At 63.7% G+C, this 22341-nt stretch carries 20 protein-coding genes; 9 read left to right on the top strand and 11 right to left on the bottom strand.

Annotated elements, in window-relative coordinates; genetic code table 11:
• The first annotated feature begins 120 nt into the window (after positions 1-120).
• Entirely contained in the window at positions 121-795 is a 675-nt protein-coding gene (locus METAC_RS0119505; protein WP_026608306.1) for a CBS domain-containing protein, read from the top strand.
• 33 nt (positions 796-828) lie between these two features.
• Here METAC_RS0119505 and METAC_RS0119500 read toward each other — a convergent pair whose 3' ends face one another.
• From METAC_RS0119500 to METAC_RS0119490, 3 genes are all read right to left on the bottom strand, one after another.
• Positions 829-1557, bottom strand: coding sequence for an SDR family NAD(P)-dependent oxidoreductase (locus METAC_RS0119500; protein WP_026608305.1), 729 nt, complete (start codon positions 1555-1557; stop codon positions 829-831).
• 85 nt (positions 1558-1642) lie between these two features.
• Positions 1643-2305, bottom strand: coding sequence for a DUF938 domain-containing protein (locus METAC_RS0119495; protein ID WP_026608304.1), 663 nt, complete (start codon positions 2303-2305; stop codon positions 1643-1645).
• Positions 2306-2393: 88 nt separating this feature from the next.
• Complete coding sequence (locus METAC_RS0119490; RefSeq protein WP_026608303.1) at positions 2394-3440, bottom strand: alpha/beta fold hydrolase; 1047 nt, start codon at positions 3438-3440, stop codon at positions 2394-2396.
• On the opposite strand from METAC_RS0119490, the gene METAC_RS27250 reads away from it, so the two are divergent.
• Positions 3423-3584, top strand: a complete 162-nt coding sequence (locus tag METAC_RS27250; RefSeq protein ID WP_245257528.1) for a hypothetical protein — start codon at positions 3423-3425, stop codon at positions 3582-3584. The genes METAC_RS0119490 and METAC_RS27250 overlap by 18 nt on opposite strands.
• Before the next feature lie 280 nt (positions 3585-3864).
• A complete protein-coding gene (locus METAC_RS0119485) occupies positions 3865-4215 on the top strand; it encodes a YdhR family protein (RefSeq protein WP_026608302.1) in 351 nt (116 codons plus the stop codon).
• 133 nt (positions 4216-4348) lie between these two features.
• Here METAC_RS0119485 and METAC_RS0119480 read toward each other — a convergent pair whose 3' ends face one another.
• From METAC_RS0119480 to METAC_RS0119455, 6 genes are all read right to left on the bottom strand, one after another.
• Positions 4349-4567, bottom strand: coding sequence for a CsbD family protein (locus METAC_RS0119480; protein WP_026608301.1), 219 nt, complete (start codon positions 4565-4567; stop codon positions 4349-4351).
• 182 nt (positions 4568-4749) lie between these two features.
• Positions 4750-5727 (bottom strand): HpcH/HpaI aldolase/citrate lyase family protein, encoded by a 978-nt coding sequence (locus METAC_RS0119475; RefSeq protein WP_026608300.1) that lies wholly within the window; start codon positions 5725-5727, stop codon positions 4750-4752.
• A gap of 63 nt (positions 5728-5790) precedes the next feature.
• Positions 5791-8520 carry a phosphoenolpyruvate carboxylase gene (locus METAC_RS0119470; protein ID WP_245257582.1) on the bottom strand — a complete coding sequence of 910 codons (2730 nt, stop codon included), beginning with the start codon at positions 8518-8520 and terminating at the stop codon, positions 5791-5793.
• 247 nt (positions 8521-8767) lie between these two features.
• Complete coding sequence (gene sucD, locus METAC_RS0119465) at positions 8768-9673, bottom strand: succinate--CoA ligase subunit alpha (protein ID WP_026608298.1); 906 nt, start codon at positions 9671-9673, stop codon at positions 8768-8770.
• 85 nt (positions 9674-9758) lie between these two features.
• Complete coding sequence (locus tag METAC_RS0119460; protein ID WP_026608297.1) at positions 9759-10946, bottom strand: malate--CoA ligase subunit beta; 1188 nt, start codon at positions 10944-10946, stop codon at positions 9759-9761.
• A gap of 329 nt (positions 10947-11275) precedes the next feature.
• Positions 11276-11455, bottom strand: coding sequence for a hypothetical protein (locus METAC_RS0119455; protein WP_026608296.1), 180 nt, complete (start codon positions 11453-11455; stop codon positions 11276-11278).
• 200 nt (positions 11456-11655) lie between these two features.
• On the opposite strand from METAC_RS0119455, the gene METAC_RS24605 reads away from it, so the two are divergent.
• From METAC_RS24605 to METAC_RS0119425, 4 genes are all read left to right on the top strand, one after another.
• On the top strand, positions 11656-13020 hold the full coding sequence (locus tag METAC_RS24605) for a glycerate kinase type-2 family protein (protein WP_084144058.1): 1365 nt from the start codon (positions 11656-11658) through the stop codon (positions 13018-13020).
• Between the two features lie 152 nt (positions 13021-13172).
• Positions 13173-14411: an aminotransferase class V-fold PLP-dependent enzyme gene (locus tag METAC_RS0119445; protein WP_026608295.1), complete on the top strand. Its 1239-nt coding sequence runs from the start codon at positions 13173-13175 to the stop codon at positions 14409-14411.
• Positions 14412-14756: 345 nt separating this feature from the next.
• Positions 14757-15698 (top strand): D-2-hydroxyacid dehydrogenase, encoded by a 942-nt coding sequence (locus tag METAC_RS0119435; RefSeq protein ID WP_026608294.1) that lies wholly within the window; start codon positions 14757-14759, stop codon positions 15696-15698.
• 358 nt (positions 15699-16056) lie between these two features.
• Positions 16057-17733 (top strand): formate--tetrahydrofolate ligase, encoded by a 1677-nt coding sequence (locus METAC_RS0119425; RefSeq protein WP_026608292.1) that lies wholly within the window; start codon positions 16057-16059, stop codon positions 17731-17733.
• Positions 17734-17809: 76 nt separating this feature from the next.
• Here the strand turns inward: METAC_RS0119425 and METAC_RS0119420 are convergent, their stop codons facing one another.
• Positions 17810-18619 carry a hypothetical protein gene (locus METAC_RS0119420; RefSeq protein WP_026608291.1) on the bottom strand — a complete coding sequence of 270 codons (810 nt, stop codon included), beginning with the start codon at positions 18617-18619 and terminating at the stop codon, positions 17810-17812.
• Positions 18620-18707: 88 nt separating this feature from the next.
• Entirely contained in the window at positions 18708-19895 is a 1188-nt protein-coding gene (metC, locus tag METAC_RS0119415) for a cystathionine beta-lyase (RefSeq protein ID WP_026608290.1), read from the bottom strand.
• Between the two features lie 228 nt (positions 19896-20123).
• Here metC and METAC_RS0119405 point away from each other — a divergent pair, with 228 nt between their 5' ends.
• Both METAC_RS0119405 and METAC_RS0119400 read left to right on the top strand, forming a co-directional pair.
• Positions 20124-21137 carry an amino acid ABC transporter substrate-binding protein gene (locus METAC_RS0119405; RefSeq protein ID WP_026608288.1) on the top strand — a complete coding sequence of 338 codons (1014 nt, stop codon included), beginning with the start codon at positions 20124-20126 and terminating at the stop codon, positions 21135-21137.
• A gap of 11 nt (positions 21138-21148) precedes the next feature.
• Positions 21149-22339, top strand: a complete 1191-nt coding sequence (locus METAC_RS0119400; RefSeq protein ID WP_026608287.1) for an amino acid ABC transporter permease — start codon at positions 21149-21151, stop codon at positions 22337-22339.
• The last annotated feature ends 2 nt before the right edge of the window (positions 22340-22341 follow it).

Raw genomic sequence — 22341 nt, 5'->3', positions numbered from 1 at the left:
CGCTTGCGCTGTATCAAGCTCGTCACATGCCGCGCATTATAGTGTCAGGCGGTTCACGCGCGAGCCAAGCCCCGCGGCTCGATGCGCGAAGACCAAGGCGGCGACAAGCGAGGACACGATATGAATGCCAGCGATGTGATGGTCCATGACGTCGTCACGGTCGGCCCTGACGATGATTTGGCGAAAGCCGTCCGGCTCCTCGTCGATCATGACATCAGCGCTCTTTCGGTTGTCGACGGCGAGCGCCGGGTGATCGGAATTCTGAGCGAAGGCGATTTGCTGCGTCGCGAGGAGATCGGCACGGAGAAAACGCGGCCGTGGTGGCTCGAAGCCATCACCCCCGCGAGCGTGCTGGCCTTCGACTATTCCAAATCGCATGGCCGCAAAGTATCCGAGCTCATGTCCGACCGGGTCGTTTCAGCCGGCGAGGACGCCACGCTCGCCGAATTGGCGAATATTCTGGAGAAAAATCGGATCAAGCGCGTTCCGATCGTGAAGGACGGCAAGCTGGTTGGAATCGTCAGCCGGTCCAATCTCATACAGGCGCTGGCCTCGGCGCCGCCGCCGCCCGCCGACGACCGGCTTGCGGATCGCGGGATCAGGGCGTCGGTTCTCGCCGAGCTCGGCAAGCAATCCTGGACGGATTTCGGCGAGCGCAATATCGTCGTCTCGAACGGCGTCGTGCATATTTGGGGGCTCGTCGGCACGCCGGAGGAGCGCAAGGCGCTCGTCGCGCTGGCCGAGGACGTCAGCGGTGTGCGCGCGGTCTCCGACGAGATGATCGCGGCCTATTGAACCGGCGGACGCGCCGGAGCGGAACACGAGAAGTCAAAATGGCTCTTTGAAGGGCCGAAGATCGAGTTCATGCGTCCAGGCGCTTTTCGGCTGCCGATAAAGCGCCCAGAAACTTTCCGCTATGGCGTCCGCATCGAGGAGGCCGTCTGCGCCCTTGGCCTGGACGAAATCAGGGAAATTGTCGCGGGCGTAATCGCCATTGATGACGCCGTCGATCACGACATGCGCCACATGCACGCCCTGCGGGCCGAGCTCCCGCGCAAGGCTTTGCGCCACCGCGCGAAGCGCCGCCTTAGCCGAGGCGAAGGCGACAAAAGGAGGCCGCGCCTTCAGCGAGGCGGTCGCGCCGGTGAAAAAGATTGCGCCTTTGCCCTTGGGAAGCATTTTGCGGGCGGCCTCCCGCCCGACCAGAAAACCGCCGAGCGCATTTTGCCGCCACATGGCCTCGAAAACACCGGCTTCGGTCTCGAGCAGAGGGGTCCGCGCATTGTTGCCGACATTATAGGCGACGAGCTTCAGGTCGCCGTCGGCGTCGGCCTTTTCGAACAGGGCGATGACATCGTCCTCGCGCGAGGCGTCCGCCGCGATGGGAAGGGCGCCTCCGCCGGCTTTCTCGATCGATTTGGCGATGGCTTCCAGACGGCTCGCGGTTCGCCCAGCGAGGACGACCCGCAGGCCCTCTCGCGCGAAGCGTCGCGCCAGCGCCGCGCCGACGCCCGCCTCCGCTCCAACGCCAATCACAACCGCCGTGCCCGAGGCCAAATGATCCCCCGATTTTGGTCTGTGGCGTCTGCCGCTCTGGCGCGTCGAGATTCAAGAGTCAGGCCGCCGAAGCCGCGGTCCTCTCTCAGGCCTTGCCGAAGACAAGAATGAAATTATTGCACGGCAGGCCGTCGACCCTCTTTTTGAGGACGACGCCATGTTTATTGGCGGCCCTTTCGAGGTCGGAGACGTCCTTCAGCCCCCATTCCGGCACATTCGCCGCAAGGATTTCATTGTCGAAGGCCTCATTCGACTCCGTCGTATATGCGCCCGCGACCTTGAACGGGCCGTAGATCGCCAGAAGGCCGTCGTTCTTCAAAACCCTGGCGGCGACCTGCGCGATTCCGTCGATGATCGCGACTGGAGCCACTTGGAAAAGGTTTATGACGAAAATCGCGTCGTAAAGCTTATCCTTTGGATCAGGCCAGGTCTCTGCGCTCGTGAGATCGATGGCGATCGGATCCGCCACATTGGCGTTGCCGGCTTCCGCTCGCTTGGCCTTGATCGAGTCGAATACTTCCGAATTGTAGTCGGAAGGCTGAAACCGCAGCTGCGGAAAATGCGGCGCGAAGTAGTTAATATGCATGCCGCTGCCGCTGGCGAGTTCGAGGGCGTCGCCGGTCTTAGGGAAAAGCTCTTGGAAAGCTTTCAGGATGGTGTTGCGATTGCGATTGCCCGCCCAGGCCACATAGGGGCTCAGCGGATAGGGATCTATGGCGGGCCGATCGGCCGGTATCGCGACAGGCATGGTTTTCTCCTTTGCGTCTTCAAATGCGACGCGGCGCGTCATTGCGAGTTTCGCTCGACCCGCCGCCTCGCTCTCGCTCCGCCCATCATCAGGATAGGCTCAACAACTCCTTCAGGAAGGCGTCTATGCGCGCGTCATAGCCGGGGTCGACGCCGAGCAAGGCGAGATGGCCCCATTTGGAAGACAGGGTCTTCAGCTCGCTGTTCGCAATGAGCTTCTGCTCGGCCTCGATGTCCGCGAGCGGAAAGAAGCCGTCCTCCTCGATGGCGATGACGAAGGTTCTCGCCTTGATGCGGGCGAGCGCGCTTGCCTTGTCGCCGCCGCCGGCGCGGCTCACGTCATTGTCGCGCCATTTCCTTGCGAGGAAAATCAGATCGTTTGGATCTTGCGGCAGGAAATGTCCCTCGACGAAGCCGGTGAGAAAATCTTCATCGGAAACAAAGCCAAGCTTACGCCAAAGCGCCTGCGCATAGAGGTCTGGGGTGAAGCCATTGAGCGCGAAGAGGCGGGCGTGGCGGCGCAGTCCGCGATGAACGGCTGAGGCGTCGGCGTACCAGCCGCCGTCCCAAGCCGGATCGCTGGCGATCGCCGCGATGAAATTATCCAAAAGCAGCCTGTTATGCGGCGATGTTCTCGTCGTGCCGGCGATTGGCGCGGCGCGCGCGACCGCATCGGGAAAGCGGACCGCCCATTCATAGGTCTGCTGCGCGCCCATCGAGGCGCCGAGGACCAGCGCCAATCTTTCCACGCCGAATCTTTCGACGATCAGCCTGTGCTGGGCGCGCACGTCGTCGCCGATGCGGGCGCGCGGGAAGCGCGCGGCATTAAAGGGCGGCGGCGCAGTGCTCGGCGAGCTCGAAAGCCCATTGCCGATCTGATTGACCAGAATGATGAAATATTTGCTCGGATCGAGCGCGCGCCCAGGGCCGACATAGGCCTGCTCCAGGTTTTTCGTCGTTCCCGAATACCAAGTCGGAAAGAGGATCGCATTGTCCTTGCCGGGCGACAGTTTGCCAAAAGTCACATAGGCGAGCTTCAAGCCTCGGATCGCGCCGCCGGCCTCCAGCTCGAAATCGCCGAGATCATAGGTTTCGTAAGGTCCATGAACGTCTTGGGAATGAGAGCAGCGGCTCAAGCTTTTCTCCGGGCTGCGGGCGCCGACGAGAACGCGGCGAAGGCGAAGGCGAAGGCGAAGGCGAAGGCGAAGGCGAAGGCGAAGGCGAAGGCGAAGGCGAAGGCGAAGGCGAAGGCGAAGGCGAAGGCGAAGGCGAACCATTAATTTCTAAATCTATAGATAATGTCAATAATATTCTCGCGACCGCCCAACTGCATTTTGCGCATGGTTCGCGACCGGGCCGCAGTAGACCTTGTTATTCCATAGAAGATATATATTGTGTGTGGCGGAACGCGCAAAATCGCGCGCGACAAGCCGATTTCGGAGGGCCACAGCCGATCTATTGCGGCTCGGCGTCAGGCCGTTGATGAAATTGGGCTATCGAGCCGATACAATGCGCGCCATCCTGATGAGAAGGCGCGCTTCAACCCCGGAGCAAAAGCCAATGAGCCTCAGCAAGGTCTATCTCTATGCCGAAATTCAGGTTTCGCTTCCCTTCGCCGAAATCGACTGGCCATCGATCAATGTCTCGATGAAGCAAGAGAAGGGCTTGAAGAGCAAGACCTGGCTCAGCGGCCTCAACACCAATACGATCGGCGGATTCTATGAATTCGATTCGGTCGAGAACGCCAAAGCCTATGCCGTCGGCTATCTCGCCAAGGCGGCCGAGCAGCTCGGCGGCAGCCTAACGGTGCGGCTCTATGACGGAAATGCCGTCGAAGCGGCGAGCCGCGGCATGGACTCGCCTTTTTACAGCGCTGCGCAGGTCGAGGCCAAAGATCGCGACGCCGCTTGATCGAGCGCCGCCAGGATTATCGCCGCTCGGTCTAGGCGACTACCGTCGATAGAACCGCCGGCGCTTTTGTCCGAAGGCGCACCTTCGGCGAAAACAACGCCGGCGCCATCGACGCACCGGCGTTCAGGGCTCCTCACAGAGAATCGTTTTTTTTCTTGAGGGCGGTCAACCAAGCGTCGACGTCCTTCTTGATCTCGTCCTTGGCGTGGCCATAGGCCTCGTGAATTTTAGCTTCGAGATGCTCGCGCTTGCCTTTCAAGTCGGCGATCTCTTCGTCGCTGAGCTTGGTCCATTTCTCTTTGACCGAGGCCGCGAAATGTTTCCAATTTTCCTCAAGGTGATCCCAGTCCATAGATCTCTCCTGTCGGCGGCTTTTCTCGTCCGCGCTGGAAGAACCTATGCCGCGACGCAGCGGATTCCCTTTGATCTAAATCAGGCGCACTGAAAATGGATTTGGCCCCCGTCGCGCAAGGCGACGGAGGCCAAATCGAGCAGCATTCCGCGGCTACGACGCCGCTTCCCAGATGCGACGCCTCAGGCGGCGACGCCGAGCGCGTCCGCCTTTTTCAGCAGAGCCTCGGCCATGCGGATGCTCGCGATGTCGATGAGGCGCCCGTCGAGCGAGACCGCGCCCTTGCCGGCCTTGGCCGCGTCGTCCATGGCCGCGAGGATGCGGCGCGCCTTGGTCACTTCGGCCTCGGACGGCGTGAACACCTGGTTGGCGAGCTCGATCTGCGACGGATGGATCGCCCATTTGCCTTCATAGCCGAGCACGGCGGCGCGGTTCGCCGCCGCGATGAAGGCGTCGGGATCGTTGAAATCGCCAAACGGGCCGTCGATCGGCCTTAGACCATAGGCGCGGCAGGCGACCATCATTCGGGTTTGGGCGGCGTGCCAGGGATCGCTCCAGAAATATTGGCGATTTCCGTTGGCGTCCTTGTCCGTCAGCACGCCATAATCGGCGTTGACGCCGCCGATCACCGTCGTGCGCGCGCGCGTCGAGGCGGCGTAATCGGCGACGCCGAAGGACATGGCCTCGAGCCGCCGGCTCGATTGCGCGATCGCCTCGACATTGGCCATGCCGAGCGCGGTCTCGATCAGGACCTCGAAACCAATGCGCTTCTCGCGTTTCTTGGCGGCCTCGATCTGGGTGACCAGCATGTCGATCGCATAGACGTCGGCCGGAACGCCGACCTTGGGGATCAGAATCATGTCGAGGCGCGGGCTGGCCTCCACGATGTCGACCACGTCGCGGTACATGTAATGGGTGTCGAGGCCATTGATGCGGATCATCATGGTCTTCGCGCCCCAGTCGATCTCATTGAGCGCCGCGATAATGTTCTTGCGGGCCTGCTCCTTGTCGTCGGGGGCGACGGCGTCCTCGACGTCGAGGAAGATAATGTCCGCAGCCGATTTCGCGGCTTTCTCGAACAGTCCGGGATTGGAGCCCGGAACCGCGAGTTCGGAGCGATGCAGGCGGGGCGTCGCCTGTTCGATGATCGTGAAGCTCATGGCCGTCGTTCCTCTTTGATGCTTCGTTGTGGCGTGGCGCCTGGTCTGGCGCGCCGCGCCGGTTCAGCCGGTGGCGCCGAGGCCGCTCGCGATGCAGTTGATCGAAAGCAGCAGGTTGGACTTGTAGGCTTCTTTCGCGAGCTCGTTGGTCGAGGCGCGGAACCCGCGCAACAGCTCGACCTGTTCGCGATTGATCTTGTTGATGGTCGGCAGGCGATGCTCTAGCCGGCTGCGGTAATGCGGGAAGCGCTCACCGATTTCGTCCTCCTGCGCGACGCGGCGGACCATATCCGCCGTCAGCGCGAATTCGGCCTCGATCAGCCCAAAGATCTCATCCCGCACGGCGGCGTCGGGCACGAGGCTCGCGTATTCCCGAGCGATCGACAGGTCGACTAGGCACATGGTCTTCTCGACCTCGGCGATGATCAGCCGGAACAAGCGCGATTCGCGGAACATACGCTGCAGCAAGGCCTCGCCGCGCTCCTTGCGCACGTCGAGGAAACTGGCGATGCCGCTGCCGACGCCATACCAGCCGGTGATGACGTGGCGGTTCTGCGACCAGGCGAAAACCCAGGGAATCGCGCGCAGGTCGCTCAAAGTGCGCGCGCCGAAGCGCCGCGCCGGCCGCGATCCAATGTTCAAAAGTGAAATTTCATCGAGTGGGCTCGCCGACTGGAAATAGGCGAGAAGGCCGGGATTGCCGATGAGCCCGGCATAGGCCGCATGCGACGCGCCGGAAAGCGCCTCCATCGCCTCGTCGAACTCGGCGCGCGGCGCGAGCGCCTCCTCGCGCTCGGACAGGAGCACATGCTCGAAAACGCCAGCCGAGAGCACTTCCATCTGATAGGCGGCGGTGCCGCGATTGGCGTATTTGAACGAGACGACCTCGCCTTGCTCGGTCACCCGGAACCGGCCCTTGATCGAGCCCGCCGGCTGCGCCGCGATCGCATGGGCGGTCGGCAGGCCGCCGCGGCTCACCGAGCCGCCGCGGCCATGAAAGAAGGCGATCGGAATTCCGGCCTCCTGGCCGACCTTCGCCAGGCGGTTCTGCGCCTTGAACAGCTCCCAGTTGGACGACAGGAAGCCGCCGTCCTTGTTGGAGTCGGAATAGCCGATCATCACTTCCTGGATGCCGCCTTGCGCGCGGGCGCTGCGCCGCACTACGGGCACGGAGAGCAATTCGCGCATGATCGCCGGCGCGGCGCGCAAATCGGGAATGGTCTCGAACAGCGGCGTTATCGGCAAGGTGCAGGCCTCGACGCCGGCGGCGTCGCGGAACATTCCCGCCTCCTTGGCGAGGAGATAGGCGGCGAGAATATCGACGACCGAACGGCTCATGCTGAGGATGAAGCTGCCGAATGCCTCGCGGTCGAATTCCTCGCTCGCATCGCAGGCGAGCTTGAACATGTCGAGCGTCTGCTGCGCGTCGGGCGGCAACGTGAGCGTTGAGCGCCCGCCTTGGCGCGGCTTGGCGAGCTCGGCGACGATCCAGGCTTTCCACTCGGGCGATTCGGGATCGGGCGGGTCGCCCGCGTCGGCGCCGGCTCTCGCGCGCCAGAGGGCCTGGACCGTCTGGGTTAGGCGTGTCGTGTTCTCGCGGAGATCGAGCCTGACCGTGCGGAACCGGAAGACTTCGACTGCCACGCGCAAGGGACGCACGAGGTCGGCGGCGAGGCCGACGCTGCCGCTTTCGCTCAGCGCCTCCTCCATGACCGCGAGATCGGCGATGAGTTCGTCGGCGCTGGCGTAATCGGCCGCGCCGACGGATCGCCCGCCCTCGACGCGGACGAGCGTCGCCTTGAGCTTGCGCTGCATGCAGGACAAAAATTGACGATAGGGCTCGCCGGGATTGCGCTGGGCGATTTGGTCGCCGTCGCCGCTCGCCGCCAAGGCTCGGGCGAGCGCCTCGCGAAAGGCTTGCGGAGGCGGCAATGCGCGCTCGGTGATGGACATCCGCTGAAGCAGAACCGACAGCCGCTCCTCGTAGTGACGCAAGCTCGCCAAAGCATTCTCGGCGAGCGCGCGGCGCGTGACGTCATTGGTGACGAAAGGATTGCCGTCGCGATCGCCGCCGATCCAGGAGCCAAACTGGAAAAACTGCGCGAGCGGAAAGTTCTCCCCCGCGTAGAATTGATGCAGCGCGCGATCGAGCTTCTTGAGCAGCTCGGGAACGCCGTCGAAAAGGGTCTCGTGGAAGAAGTGAAGACCCCAGGCGACCTCCTGATCGACCGAAGGCTTCTCGAGCCGCAATTCGCCGGTCGTCCAGAGAAGCTCGATCTCGTCGCGAAGTAGGTCGAGAAGGCCGGAGCGCTCACGCGCGGTCCAACGCGGTTGCTCGAGCTCGACGAGAAGCCGGTAAATGCGGCGGTGCTTTTCCAGAACGGTGACCCGCTTGGCTTCCGTCGGATGCGCTGTGATGACGGGCCGGATGCGCAAGGAAGCGAGCTGGTCGCGCAGCTCGCTCGCCGCGACGCCGCGCCCGGCGACCGTCGCGATGAGATTGGCGAACGTGCCCGGCAAGGCAGCCTCGCCGCGCTCGCGCTCGTCCCGACGGCGGTCGCGCATGCCGGCGTGCTGCTCGGCGATCGCCAGCAGCTGGAACCAGATGCCATGGGCTTGGAAGACGCGCGAGAGAAGCTCCGGCGTGACGTCGCAGAATTTGGCGTCTCCGGCGAGCGCCGCCGCGATTTGCGGATTCTGGCGCTCGACGACGTCAAGAAGCAGTTGGAAGAGGATGTCGGCGGCTTCGTCGCCGCGCAACGGAATTTCGCCGACGGCCGACTCGGCGGCCATCTGCGTCGACAGGGCGCAGACGTCCCGCTCCATCATGAGCGGCGCCCGCGGCGGCCTGCCGCAATATGTTGAATCGCCTTCATCATGTCGCCCCCCTCGTTTCAGAAACTGCGGCTCGATTACGGCTGTATTGGCGCTGATCCGCGGCGCGAAACGCAAAGCGCCGCGGATGGAGCTCCAGGCGGAAAACCGCCTAGAGCGCATTCCGATTGGATAGGCTCAAAACCAATCGACCAAAGCCCCGCGGCTAGTGCGCCCGCGCGCCGCCTCTTTCGGCCAGCACCTTCGCCATTGTTGCGCCGAGCTCGCTCGGGCTCGGCGCCACGGCGAGGCCATAGGATTTCATGATCTCGGCTTTCTCTGCGGCGCTGTCGCCGGTCGCGGAAATGATCGCGCCCGCGTGGCCCATGCGGCGTCCCTTCGGGGCGGTGAGGCCGGCGACATAGCCGACGACCGGCTTCGTCATGTTTTTCTGGATCCAGGCCGCCGCCTCGGCTTCCTGAGGCCCGCCGATCTCGCCGATCATCATCACCGCCTCGGTCTCCGGATCCCGCTCGAACAGGATGAGATGATCGAGGAACGAGCTGCCGTTGATCGGGTCGCCGCCAATGCCGACGCTGGTCGAGACCCCGAGCCCGAGCTCCTTGAGCTGGGCCGCGGCCTCATAGCCGAGCGTGCCCGAGCGCGACACGATGCCGACCGAACCCTGCTTGTATATGTTGCTCGGCATGATGCCGAGCATCGCCTTGCCGGGACTAATGATGCCGGCGCAGTTCGGCCCGACCATCAACGTCCGCCGCTCGCGATTGTAGCGCAGCAGATAGCGCTTCACCCGCATCATGTCCTGGGCGGGGATGCCGTCGGTGATCGAGCAGACGAGCTGAATGCCCGCGTCCGCCGCCTCCATGATGGCGTCGGCGCAGAAAGCCGGCGCCACGAAGGTGATGCTGGTCGTCGCGCCGGTGGCGCGCACCGCTTCCTTCACCGTGTTGAACACCGGCAGGCCGAGATGGGTGGCGCCGCCTTTGCCTGGCGTGACGCCGCCGACGACCTTGGTGCCGCAGGCGATCATCTCCTTGGCGTGAAACGTTCCCTTGTCGCCGGTGAATCCCTGGATCAGGACCCGGCTGTTTTCGTCGATCAGAATGCTCATTCGTTATGAAGCTCCCTCGAGCATTTATCAGGCGAAGCCAGAGCGTCGCTCCTCAATGAGCGAGCTCCGCGCCACGGGGGTCAGGTCAGCTCGCGCGCGCCTGCTTGCCGGCGCCGGACGCAGCGGTGACGGCGGCTTGCGCGGCATTGGCCAAGGTGTCGGCGGAGATGATCGGCAGGCCGCTCTTCTCGATGATGTCGCGGCCCGCTTCGTAATTAGTGCCGGCGAGGCGCACAACGAGCGGAACGTTGACGTCGAGAGAACGGCAGGCTTGCACCACGCCTTCGGCGACCCAGTCGCAACGATTGATGCCGGCGAACACATTGACCAGAATCGCCTTGACGTTGCGGTCCGAGAGCACGAGTCGGAAGGCCGCCGCGACGCGCTCGGGCGAGGCGCCGCCGCCGACGTCGAGGAAGTTGGCGGGGCTGCCGCCGGCGTATTTGATCATGTCCATGGTCGCCATCGCGAGCCCGGCGCCGTTGACGATGCAGCCGATGTCGCCGTCGAGGCCGACATAGTTGAGGTTGTGCTCCGCGGCCTGGACCTCACGCGGATCTTCCTGCGAATGGTCGCGCATGTCGGCGACGGAGCTGCGCCGGAACAAGGCGTTGTCGTCGAACGACATCTTGGCGTCGAGCGCCAACACGCGGTCGTCCTTCGTCACCACCAGCGGGTTGATCTCGACCATGGTGGCGTCCAGATCGCGAAAGGCGCGATAGCAGCCGAGCATCGTGGCGACCGCGCGGCTCACCTGCTTCAGGTTGAGGCCGAGGCCGAACGCGATCTCGCGCGCCTCGAAGGCCTGAAGGCCGACCGCCGGCTCGACGACGACTTGGAGAATCTCCTCGGGGTGCTCCTTGGCGATCTCTTCGATCTCCATGCCGCCGAAGCGCGACGCGATGATGCGGACGCGTTCGACTTTGCGGTCGAGAACGAAGCCGAGGTAGATCTCACGCTCGAACGGTTCGGCGACCTCGACATAGATGCGCTGAACGACCTTGCCTTCCGGGCCGGTCTGGTTGGTGACGAGATGCTTGCCGAGCATTTCATTCGCGGCCGCGCGTACTTCATTGTAGGTCTTGCAGAGCTTGACGCCGCCGGCTTTGCCGCGCCCGCCCGAATGAACCTGCGCCTTGACCGCCCAATGCCAGCCGCCGAGTTCTGTTGCGCAATAAACGGCTTGATCGGGGCTATAGGCGACCGCGCCGCGAGGCGTCGCAACGCCGAAATTGGCCAGGAGCTCCTTGGCCTGATATTCGTGAATGTCCAGCTTCGCCTCCTCCGTGTGTGCGGACCGCGCCCCCTCGGCGCGACCCTGAAATTCAGTCACAATCGCCCGACGCCGAAACGGCCCGGCGATACTCTCGGAAGGGCTCGAGCCGCAGGACCGCTTTATCACTGTGCGATGCAGGAATGCTATTGCTTGAGTTCAAACTTTAGCAGCCCTTCGCGGTCTTGACCATCCACTCGGGCGCCCCCGCCCGCACTTCCAGGCGCCACCTTTAACCGCCTGAATTCGATTTGTCTTGTCGCCGGAGCGTCAAAAACGCCGCAACGGCGCTGCTTTTGAGAAAAAGGTTGAAACGCCTACGTTTGCGGTTATAGAACGGCGCCGGTAGGCGCGGGCGCATCGGCGACCGGCATCGCGGGCCACACCCGGTCGGTCTTGTAGTCGAATGAAAGTCGATAGGCCTTTTCAATTGGGGCATTTTGCATGTCTATTGATTTCGGCGCCGCCCTCACGCGCCGTTGTTCGTCGGTCGAGGCGTTGCGCATCATGAGTTGGCGCGCCGCGACTTTGCGCTTACAGTCCCTGCGCCTGTTGTCTCCGCTGGTATGATCGAGAGCCGCGCAGCTCGGCGCAACGCCCAATGCGCCGGCCGCTTCGGCGCTCGGACGGCCGTCTCTCGCCTGCCGGCTCGAAGGCCCGGGCGAGACCTCGAAGCAAACGCACCCCTCGAAGCAAACTCAAAGGCGCCATGGCTTTCGATCCCCGTCAATTGCTTCTGAATATGTTCGACGCCGCCGTCGGCGCCGCCTCTCCCGTCCGTTGCCTGCCGCCCCATCTGCCCTCGCCGCCCAAGGGCCGGACGATCGTGGTCGGCGCGGGAAAGGCGGCGGGATCCATGGCGAAAGCGCTCGAAGACCATTGGCCCGGACCGCTCGAGGGCCTGGTGGTGACGCGCTACGGCCATGGCGCGCCATGCAGCCGCATCGAGGTGATCGAGGCTTCGCATCCGGTCCCCGACGCCGCGGGATTGGCGGCGGCGGAACGCATCCTCGCGGCGGTTCAGGGCCTGACCGCCGACGATCTGGTCATTTGCCTGATTTCGGGCGGCGGCTCGGCTTTGCTCGCCTTGCCGGCGCCTGGCGTGACCTTGGCTGATAAGCAAAGCGTCAACAAGGCCTTGCTGAAAAGCGGCGCGACCATCACGGAAATGAATTGCGTCCGCAAGCATCTGTCCGCGATCAAGGGCGGGAGGCTCGCCGCCGCCGCCGCGCCGGCGCGGGTCGTCGCTTTGTTGATCTCCGACGTCCCCGGCGACGATCCGAGCGTCATCGCCTCGGGCCCGACCGTCGCCGATCCGACGACGAGCGCGGAAGCTCTCGCCATATTAGCCAAATATGGGATCGCCGCGCCGGACAATGTCCTGGCGCATTTGCGTTCCGCCGCGGCCGAGACGCTCAAGCCGGACGATCGGCGGCTCGCAAAGGTCGAGAACGTCATGATCGCGACGCCGCAAATGTCGCTCGAGGCCGCCGCGGCGGTCGCGCGCGAGGCGGGCGTCGCGCCGCTCATCCTCGCCAATGACATCGAGGGCGAAGCGCGCGACGTCGCTCTGGTCCATGCCGCCATGGCGCGGCAATCGCGTCGCTTCGGCCAGCCGATCGCGCCGCCCTGCGTCTTGATCTCCGGCGGCGAGACCACGGTCACAGTGCGCGGATCCGGGCGGGGCGGCCGCAACGCCGAATTCCTGCTGGCGCTCACAGTCGCGCTCGATGCGCATCCTGGGATCTATGCCCTCGCCGGCGACACCGACGGGATCGACGGCACCGAGGACAACGCCGGCGCCTTGCTGTTCCCCGACAGCCTCGCCCGCGCGGCGGCCCTCGGCGTCTCCGCCAAGGCGCGGCTCGCCGACAATGACGGCTACGGGTTTTTCAAGGCGGTCGGAGATTTGGTGGTGACGGGTCCGACGCTCACCAATGTGAACGATTTCCGCGCGGTCCTGATCAGCGATGAGGTCGACGACGCTGCGACGCGCAGGCGCTCGCCGCGGGCATCCAAAAGCGCGTTTCGATTGGCGGAGCTCCTGCAATCGATAAGAGCGCGCTTCAGTTGAGTAAATTGGAGCATGTTCTGATCGTAAAAGTCGATCAGCTTTGTCGGAACATGCTCTAGCGGCGATCGCCGGTCGCGGGATTCGCCCCGCTGACTTGTGATCGTCAATGTTTTCGTGAATATTGTCGCAAGCTATCTTATGGAGGATGCAATATGCCGGGTCGCCACTTTCTCTTCGTCCCCGGGCCGACCAATGTGCCGGACCGCGTTCAGCGGGCCATGCTGGTGGCGATGGAAGACCATCGGTCTTCTAAATTTCCGGAACTGACGCTGCCTCTGTTCGAGGACTTGAAGAAAGTCTTCAAAAGCGTCGATGGCCAAGTCTTCATCTTCCCGTCCTCGGGCACCGGCGCCTGGGAAGCCTCCCTCAGCAACACGCTGTCGCCGGGCGACAAGGTTCTGGCGTCCCGCTTCGGCCAGTTCAGCCATTTGTGGATCGATCTCGCCCAGCGGCTCGGCCTCGACGTGCAAGTGCTCGAGGAAGAATGGGGCACGGGCGTCAAGCCGGAGAAAATCGAGGCGATCCTTCGCGAGGACAAGTCGCATCAGATCAAGGCGGTGCTCGCGGTCCACAATGAGACCGCGACCGGCGTGACAAGCGACATCGGGGCCGTCCGCAAGGCGATCGACGCCGCCAACCACCCGGCTCTCCTCTATGTCGACGGCGTGAGCTCGATCGGCAGCTTGGATTTCCGCGCGGATGAATGGCGCGTCGATCTCGCCATCGCCGGCTCGCAGAAGGGCCTGATGCTGCCGGCCGGCCTCGGCATCGTCTGCGCGAGCCCCCGCGCACTCGCCGCCACCAAGACCGCCGGGCTGAAGCGCGTCTATTTCGACTTCGCCGACATGATCAAGGCCAATGCGACGGGCTATTTCCCCTACACGCCGGCGCTGCCGATGCTCTACGGCCTCCGCGAATCGATGCGCATCCTGTTCGAGGAAAAGCTCGAGCATGTGTTCGAGCGTCATCACGTCCTCGCTGGCGGCGTCCGCGCCGCGGTCAAGGCTTGGGGCCTCCATCCCTGCGCCAAGGAAGCGAAATGGGATTCCGACACGGTCACGGCCATCGTTGTCCCGGCGGGCATCAACGGCGCCGACGTGATCGACACCGCCTATCGTCGCTATAACCTGTCGCTCGGCGCCGGCCTGTCCCAGGTCGCCGGCAAGGTCTTCCGCATCGGCCATCTCGGCGATCTCAACGACCTGATGGTTCTCGGCGCGATCGCCGGAGCGGAAATGGCGATGCGCGACGTCGGCATCGACATCCAGCTCGGCAGCGGCGTCGGCGCGGCTCAAGAGCATTTCCGCTCGACCATCATGGCCAAGGAAAAAAAACCGACTGATCAGGAGCGCTTCGCCGAAGTGCATCCCGAAGGCGTCCTCAACGATTGAGTCGAAGCCTCGGCGCGAAGGCTTTCTTCGCGCCGAGGCGCTTGTCCTACCAACGTCCGTTCCTCGCCGAGCCGTCGGCCCTTCGAGGCTTAACGGGCCGCAGCGTTTTCTAGCCAGCCAAGACGGGCGGCCCGCCGAGGCCGTTCTACTTGCGTAGGAGGCGATAGCGCCGGCCTTTCGCCGGTCCGCCCGCACTCCGCGCGCGAACCGGCGAAAGGCCGAGACGCGAAAGCCGCGAGCGAAGGTCGACAAAAACCGCGCCGTTCGGCTTACCTTCCGTCAACACGACCCTGATTCAGCGGCGACCATGCGTTCGCAACCCACGTTCTAAAGAGAGTTAGCGCCGTGCAGCATTCGATCGTCTTTCTCGACCGTTCGACACTCGAGGCGAATTTGCGGACGCCTAATTTTCCGCATAGCTACAAGGAATACGAGAAGACCGCGCCGGATCAGATCGTCGAGCGCCTCGCCGACGCAACCATCGCGATCATCAATAAGGTGCCGATGCGCGAGGCGACGCTCGCCCAGTTGCCCAATCTCAAATTGATCGCGGTGGCGGCGACGGGCACGGACGTAGTCGACAAAGCCTATGCGAAGTCGCGCGGGATCGTCGTCTCGAATATCCGCAATTACGCGTTCAACACGGTTCCGGAGCATGTCTTCGCCCTCGCCTTCGCGTTGCGTCGCAACATTGTCGCCTATCGCGACGACGTGCGCGCCGGCCGCTGGCAGGAATGCGATCAATTCTGCTTCTTCGATCATCCGATCCGCGACATGCGCGGCTCGACGCTCGGCATTATCGGTTATGGCGCGATCGGTAAATCGCTGGCGCAAATCGCAGAGGCCTTCGGCCTCAAGGTTCTCGCCTATGACGTGTTCCCGCAGCCTGGCCTTGTCGATTTCGAGACCGTGCTGCGCGAGAGCGACATCATCACGCTTCACGCGCCGCTGACGGCGGAGACCAAGAATATGATCGGCCCGCGCGAATTGCGCATGATGAAGCGCGACGCGGTCCTGATCAACACCGGCCGCGGCGGGCTCGTCGACGAGGCGGCGCTCGCCGAGGCCCTGACGCAGGGCGTCATCGGCGGCGCCGGCTTCGACGTGCTGACGGTCGAGCCGCCCAAGCAGGGCAATATCCTGCTCGATCTCCGCCTGCCCAATTTCATCATCACTCCGCATGTCGCATGGGCGAGCCGCGAGGCGATGCAGGTTCTCGCCGACCAGCTCATCGACAATGTGGACGCTTTCGCCGCCGGAAAGCCGCAGAATGTGGTGGAAGCCTAGGCTTTAGCGATCGAGCCTCGCCGCCGAAGCCGCGGCGAGCTCCAAAGCGTTCGTCGGACGGTTGATCGACGTTTCCGTTTCCGGCATGCTCCGGCCGCCTGAGATCCGAGAGAATTCGAACGAGATCGTTCCGGCGGGGCTGCGCAGTTCGGCTGGAGCATTCGCAAGCGCGAGAGAGCGCAGTCGAGCAAAGGCGCGCGGTTCAATGCGCGGCGGGCCCGACGCAGTCGCTCTTTGGGCTCGCAGCGATTTTATCCGGCGCGGCGCCGGACCGATGGCCGTGCAAAAAGTGAAGTTCAGTTCCGACTTGCTCGCCGAGGCGCAAGATCGGCCGCATCCAGTTTCGAGAGGAGGATCCATGCCGTCGGATATCGAAATCGCCCAGCAGGCGACGCTGCGCCGCATCACTGACGTCGCGCTCGACAAGCTCGGCGTGGGGGACGAATTTCTCGACCCCTATGGCCACTACATGGCGAAGATCTCGCTCGACTACATCAACAGCCTGGCTGATCGCCCGGACGGCAAGCTGATCCTGGTGACCGCGATCAGCCCCACCCCCGCCGGCGAAGGCAAGACGACGACGACCGTCGGCCTCGGCGACGCCTTGAACCGCATCGGGAAGAAAGCTTCGATCTGCCTGCGCGAACCTTCTCTTGGCCCCGTCTTCGGCATGAAAGGCGGCGCGGCGGGCGGCGGCTATTCCCAGGTCGTGCCGATGGAGGACATCAACCTCCATTTCACCGGCGATTTCAGCGCGATCGCGCTGGCCAACAATCTATTGGCCGCCTTGATCGACAACCACATTCATCAGGGCAATGAGCTCGGCTTCGACGTCCGGCGCGTCACCTGGAAGCGCGTGGTCGACATGAACGATCGGGCGCTGCGGCAGATCACCGTCGGCCTCGGCGGCGTCGCCAACGGCTTTCCGCGCGAGGACGGTTTCGACATTGTCGTCGCTTCGGAAGTGATGGCGATCTTCTGCCTCGCGACCTCGATCGCCGACCTGAAGGCCAGGCTGGCGAAGATCGTCGTCGGCTACACCAGAGACCAGAAGCCCATTCATGCTGGCGACTTGAACGGCCATGGCGCCATGGCCGTGCTGCTGAAGAACGCGCTCAAGCCCAATCTCGTCCAGACTCTCGAGAACAACCCCGCCTTCATCCATGGCGGTCCCTTCGCTAATATTGCGCATGGATGCAATTCAGTGCTCGCCACCAAGGCGGCGCTGAAGCTATCCGATTATGTCGTGACCGAAGCCGGGTTCGGCGCGGATCTCGGGGCCGAAAAATTCGTCGACATCAAATGCCGCAAGTCCGGCCTGCGGCCCCAAGCGGCGGTGATCGTCGCGACGATCCGCGCGCTCAAATATCATGGCGGCGTCGAGCTGAAGGATTTGAATACGGAGAATCTCGACGCGCTGTCCAAAGGCGTCGCCAATCTCGAGCGTCACGTCAACAATATCCGCAACCATTACGGCTTGCCCTGCGTCGTCGCGATCAACCATTTCACCTTCGACACGATCGCCGAGCTCGATCTTCTGCAAAAGAAAATGGCGCATCATGAAGCGCCGGTCGTGGTCTGCCGGCACTGGGCGGAAGGCGGCAAAGGCGCGGAGGAACTCGCGCGGACAGTCGTCGAGCTCATCGACAAGACGCCGAGCGACTTCCACTTCGTCTATGAAGACGAGGCGACGCTTTGGGACAAGGTGACGGCGATCGCGACCAAGCTCTATGGCGCGAGCGAGGTGACGGCCGATTCGAAGATCCGCGCCCAGATCAAGAAGCTCCAGGATGCGGGCTATGGCCATTACCCGATTTGCGTCGCCAAGACCCAATATTCCTTCTCGACCGATCAAAAGCTGCGCGGCGCGCCGAGCGGCCATGAGATCAATATTCGCGAGGTGCGGCTCGCCGCGGGCGCCGAGTTCATCGTGATGATCTGCGGCGACGTGATGACCATGCCGGGCCTGCCGAAGGTTCCCTCGGCCAATAATATCGACCTCGACGACGCCGGGAAGGTCGTCGGCTTGTTCTAGCCGTTCACTCGGCAAAAGACCGTTTGAACAGACAAATCGTCAGAGCCGGGATGCGTTTTCTCATTCCGGCTCCGACTCACGACCTCGCCATCAGCTCGACCGCAAAGCCATAGATGCGCAGGCGCTGCGGCTCGGGCATGGCCGCAAGCGCCTCGAGATAAATCACGCCGGCCTGGCAAAGGCGCGCGTCGGCGAGCGGCGGATCGGGTGTCTTGCCGTCGAGCAGGGCTTCGATCTCCGGCGTCTCGAGGCCTTTGGCGCGAAGCGCTTCCTCGAGCTTCTGGAAATCCTCCGCCGTCGGGTCGTCGCGATCGATTCGATTGGCCTGCCCGTCGCGGATAGCCTCGACGCCGGCGCTCGCCATGGCCCCCACGAGGCCGCGATTTGCGACCGAAAATTCGAGAAAATCTCCTCTGGCGCCGCCATAGAGGAAGTCGACGCAGAGCCCCTGGTTCTTCTCGGCCAGAGCGCGCAGCATGGCGAGCTGCATCTCGAACACATGGTCGAGCGCGAGCTGGCCCGCCTTGGCCGCGAGCACTCCATGCGAGGCGCGCAGAAGGCGAACGGCCTCGATCATGAGAAAATCGGCGCTCGCCCTTTCGCCGGTCGCGGCAGCCCGCCGCGCCGCCTTGGCGAGAAAGGCCTCGTATTCGACCGGGAAGCTCGTCTTCATCCGCTCCAAAAATTCGGCATATTCAGGGACCGCCGCGAGATTGGCCTCGATCGCACGCCGCGCGGCCTCGACGGCTTCAGGCGAGACCGAAGCCTCGGCGTTTTGCGACGAAGGCGGGCTTCCCAGCCGATTCGCTTCTATCCAAAAGGTCCAGCCGAGAATGAGAGCGACGAGAGCTGCGAGGCCGAGCAGCGCAAGCCTCAGGACATGCATGGAAGCGGATCTCCGCGTCGAGATAAAGGAAGTTCGCTTACAACCCAGAGATTGGCAAGCCATCCGCAAGGGCGCCGCGGCGAGCCGATCACCCAACCGCCCGCAGCCGCTCGAACCCTTCAGCGAGATCGGCTTTCAGATCCTCGATATCCTCGAGCCCGACCGAAAACCGCAACGCCGGTCCTGGCGGGCTCCATTGGGTCGCGGTCCGATAGACGCGGCAGTCGAAAGGAATGACGAGGCTCTCGAAGCCGCCCCAGGAAAAGCCCATACCGAACAGCTTGAGCCCATCGAGCATGGCGGCGAGCGCCGCCGTCGAGCAGGGCCTGAGAATGACGGAGAAAAGTCCGGAAGACCCGAGGAAATCCCGTTTCCACAAGGCGTGGCCGGGGCATGACGGCAGAGCCGGATGCAGGACGACGGCGACTTCGTCGCGCTCCGCGAGCCAAGTGGCGAGTGCGAGTCCCTGCCGCTCGGCCTCGCGCAGACGCAGGTCCAGCGTGCGCAAGCCGCGCAAGGCCAAAAACACATCCTCCGGGCCGGGACACATAGCGAAGGCGTCGAACGTCGCGCGCAGGCGGTTGAGCCATTGCGCATTGGCGGACACGAGCCCAAGCAAAAGATCGGAATGGCCGGAAAGATATTTTGTGCCGGCCTCGATCGCCATGTCGACGCCGCGCTCATGCGGCGGAAAGAAGATCGGCGTCGCCCAAGTATTGTCGAGGATGGTGCAGACGCCCTTGGCGCGGGCGACCTTGGCGATTGCGGGGACATCCTGCATCTCGAAGCTTTGCGACCCCGGCGCCTCGAGAAAGATCACGCTGGTGTTGGCCCGGATCAGCGCCTCGATTCCGGCCCCGATCCAAGGATCGTAATAGGTGGTCTCCACCCCCATGCGGGCGAGAATTCCATCGCAGAAAATACGGGTCGGGCGATAGGCCGAATCGGTGACGAGGATGTGATCGCCGGCCTTGACAGCCGTCAGAAGCGCGAGGCTGATCGCCGCGAGGCCGGAAGGCACCAGCACAGTTCCGGCGGCGCCCGAAAGTTCCGTCCAGGCGGTCTCGAGCGCCTCTGTCGTCGGCGTGCCCTGCGTTCCATAGGAGAATTTCGCATTGCGCCGGGTAAGATCGTCCAGGGTCGGAAAAAGCACCGTCGAGCCCCGATAGATCGGCGTATTGACGAAGCCGAATTGCTCTGAAGGCCGCCGGCCCGCATGGATGAGCCTCGTCTTGGCCTTCAAGCCCTTGCGGTCGTCGGGCGTCGTCTCGGTCATGGGCCTCGCGTCCAATCTGTCTTATGCGCGCCGCAAACTGGGGTTTTGATGGCGCCCTCGTCAAGCCCGCGCCGGCCGGCTTCGCGTGGCGAGGCGCGTTCGATCGTGCCCTTCCCCGCAGCTTGACCGGCCGGATCAAAGGCCTCACCCTGAGCGCTCAACGCCGCGCTCCAGGCGATCGCGGCGCGTTTCGGCGCGCAATCGTGGATCAATTCGGAATCGTCTCACATGCTCAAGAGGAACGTCTTGGCGCTCGCCGCCGGCCTGATGCTCGTCGCAACCCTCGCTCACGCCGGCGCGCTCGACCAAATCAAGAAGCGGGGAACGCTAGCCTGCGGATCGAACACCGGCGTCGCCGGCTTCGGCCTGCCTGACGACAAGGGCCATTGGACCGGACTCGACGTCGATTTCTGCCGCGCTGTCGCCGCCGCGATCTTCGACGACGTGGGCAAGGTGAAATTCATCCCCTTGAGCTCGAAGGACCGATTCACCGCCCTGCAATCGGGCGAGGTCGACATTCTCGCCCGCAACACGACCTGGACGCTTTCGCGCGAGGCCGGCCAGGGATTTCTTTTCACCGGGATCACTTATTTCGACGGCCAGGGCTTCATGGTGCGCAAGAAGCTGAACCTCTCTTCGGCCTTGGAGCTATCCGGCGCCTCGATCTGCGTCCAGCAAGGCACGACCTCGGAATTGAACCTCGCCGATTTCTTTCGCGGCAATAACATGAACTACGAGCCGGTGGTCTTCGCCTCCGCTGACGAAGCGCGCAAAGCCTATGATTCCGGCCGCTGCGACGCCTATACGACGGACGCCTCCGGCCTCTATGCGGAGCGTCCGAAACTCGCCAATCCCGACGATCACGTCATCCTGCCGGAAATCATCTCGAAAGAGCCTTTGGGACCGCTGGTGCGGCAAGGCGACGATCAGTGGTTCAACGTGGTGAAATGGGTGGGTTTCGCCATGCTCGACGCCGAGGAGCTCGGCGTCACCTCGAAGAACGTCGATGAGAAACTCAAGTCGGATCGGCCCGAGATCAAGCGCTTGCTCGGCCTCGAGGGGAATTTCGGCGAGGCCTTGGGGCTCACCGGGGATTGGGCCTATCGCATCGTCAAGCGCGTCGGCAATTATGGCGAGATCTTCGACCGCAATCTCGGCGAGGGCTCCAGCTTGAAGATCAAGCGCGGGATCAACTCGCTCTGGACGAAAGGCGGCCTGCAATACGCGCCGCCGATCCGCTAGGGTCTCGCCGCGTGGCGCCGGCCGCCGCGTCTTCGCCGCCGCCAGCGGTCGGGCTCGCCTTTTGGCGCGACCCGCAGGCGCTGCGCATCGCCGTCCTTCAGGCCGTCTTCCTTCTCGGCCTCGGCTGGCTCGCCGTCGAGGCGTTTATCCATGTCCGAGCCAATATGCAGGCGCGCGGCATCCCGACCGGCTTCGGCTTTCTGAACGACACCGCGGGCTTCGACATCAACCAATCCTTGATCAGCTATTCGGCGACCTCGACCTATGGCCGCGCTTTCCTGGTCGGCCTATTAAACACCTGCCTGGTCTCGGCGATCAGCCTCGCTCTTGCGACAATCGTCGGCTTTACGGTGGGAATCGCGCGGCTTTCGAAAAACTGGGCCGCGGCGCAGCTCGCGACCGTCTATGTCGAAATCCTCCGCAATGTGCCGCTGCTCTTGCAGCTTCTCTTTTGGTACAACGCCGTGCTGAAGGCCTTGCCGGGGCCGCGCCAGTCCTACGCGCTGCCCTTCGGCGTCTTTCTGAACAATCGCGGTCTTTTCGCGCCCGAACTGGCGCTCGGCCCTGGCGCGCCCTGGCTGGGCGCGGCGCTCGTCGCAAGCGCGGCCGCGGCAATTGCGGCCTGGTGGCTTTCCCGAAGGCGGCGACCGGCCATGAACGCCAGCTTGCGCATCGGCGCCGCCGCACTCATCCTCGGGCCGCCCGTCGCCGCCTTCCTCATCGCCGGGGCGCCGCTCAGCCTCGTCCCGCCGGAGCTGAAAGGATTCAATTTCATCGGCGGCGTTCGGTTGCTGCCGGAATTCGTCGCGCTCGTTCTCGGCCTTAGCCTCTATACGGCCGCCTTCATCGCGGAGGTCGTCCGCGCCGGCATGCAGGCGGTGCCGCGCGGACAGAGCGAAGCGGCGGCGGCGCTCGGCCTCTCGCGCCTCGCGGCGATCCGCCATGTCGTCGCGCCGCAAGCCATGCGCGTCATCATTCCCTTGCTCACCAGCCAATATTTGAACCTGATCAAGAACTCGTCTCTCGCGGTCTTCGTCGGCTATCCGGATCTCGTCCAGGTCTTCGCCGGCACGGTGCTGAACCAGACCGGCGCCGCAGTCCAAGTGATCTTCATCACCATGGCGGTTTATCTCACGGTCTCGCTTCTCGCCTCGCTGGCGATGAATCTGTTCAACCGCCGCTTCGCCTCGATCGAGCGCTAGCC

It is taken from the genome of Methylocapsa acidiphila B2 (assembly GCF_000427445.1).
Lineage (GTDB): Bacteria > Pseudomonadota > Alphaproteobacteria > Rhizobiales > Beijerinckiaceae > Methylocapsa > Methylocapsa acidiphila.
Note: the sequence above shows the minus strand (reverse complement) of the source record. Positions and strands in the feature narration are given on the sequence as shown.

Excerpts from the sequence above, each read along its gene's own strand:
- METAC_RS0119405 (WP_026608288.1), top strand. The coding sequence starts at position 20,124 with ATGCTCAAGAGGAACGTCTTGGCGCTCGCCGCCGGCCTGATGCTCGTC.
- METAC_RS0119475 (WP_026608300.1), bottom strand. The coding sequence starts at position 5,727 with ATGAGCTTCACGATCATCGAACAGGCGACGCCCCGCCTGCATCGCTCC.
- METAC_RS0119480 (WP_026608301.1), bottom strand. The coding sequence starts at position 4,567 with ATGGACTGGGATCACCTTGAGGAAAATTGGAAACATTTCGCGGCCTCG.
- METAC_RS0119425 (WP_026608292.1), top strand. The coding sequence starts at position 16,057 with ATGCCGTCGGATATCGAAATCGCCCAGCAGGCGACGCTGCGCCGCATC.
- METAC_RS0119505 (WP_026608306.1), top strand. The coding sequence starts at position 121 with ATGAATGCCAGCGATGTGATGGTCCATGACGTCGTCACGGTCGGCCCT.
- METAC_RS0119470 (WP_245257582.1), bottom strand. The coding sequence starts at position 8,520 with ATGGCCGCCGAGTCGGCCGTCGGCGAAATTCCGTTGCGCGGCGACGAA.
- METAC_RS0119455 (WP_026608296.1), bottom strand. The coding sequence starts at position 11,455 with ATGATGCGCAACGCCTCGACCGACGAACAACGGCGCGTGAGGGCGGCG.
- METAC_RS24605 (WP_084144058.1), top strand. The coding sequence starts at position 11,656 with ATGGCTTTCGATCCCCGTCAATTGCTTCTGAATATGTTCGACGCCGCC.
- METAC_RS27250 (WP_245257528.1), top strand. The coding sequence starts at position 3,423 with ATGAGAGCAGCGGCTCAAGCTTTTCTCCGGGCTGCGGGCGCCGACGAG.
- METAC_RS0119420 (WP_026608291.1), bottom strand. The coding sequence starts at position 18,619 with ATGCATGTCCTGAGGCTTGCGCTGCTCGGCCTCGCAGCTCTCGTCGCT.
- METAC_RS0119495 (WP_026608304.1), bottom strand. The coding sequence starts at position 2,305 with ATGCCTGTCGCGATACCGGCCGATCGGCCCGCCATAGATCCCTATCCG.
- METAC_RS0119485 (WP_026608302.1), top strand. The coding sequence starts at position 3,865 with ATGAGCCTCAGCAAGGTCTATCTCTATGCCGAAATTCAGGTTTCGCTT.
- metC (WP_026608290.1), bottom strand. The coding sequence starts at position 19,895 with ATGACCGAGACGACGCCCGACGACCGCAAGGGCTTGAAGGCCAAGACG.
- sucD (WP_026608298.1), bottom strand. The coding sequence starts at position 9,673 with ATGAGCATTCTGATCGACGAAAACAGCCGGGTCCTGATCCAGGGATTC.
- METAC_RS0119445 (WP_026608295.1), top strand. The coding sequence starts at position 13,173 with ATGCCGGGTCGCCACTTTCTCTTCGTCCCCGGGCCGACCAATGTGCCG.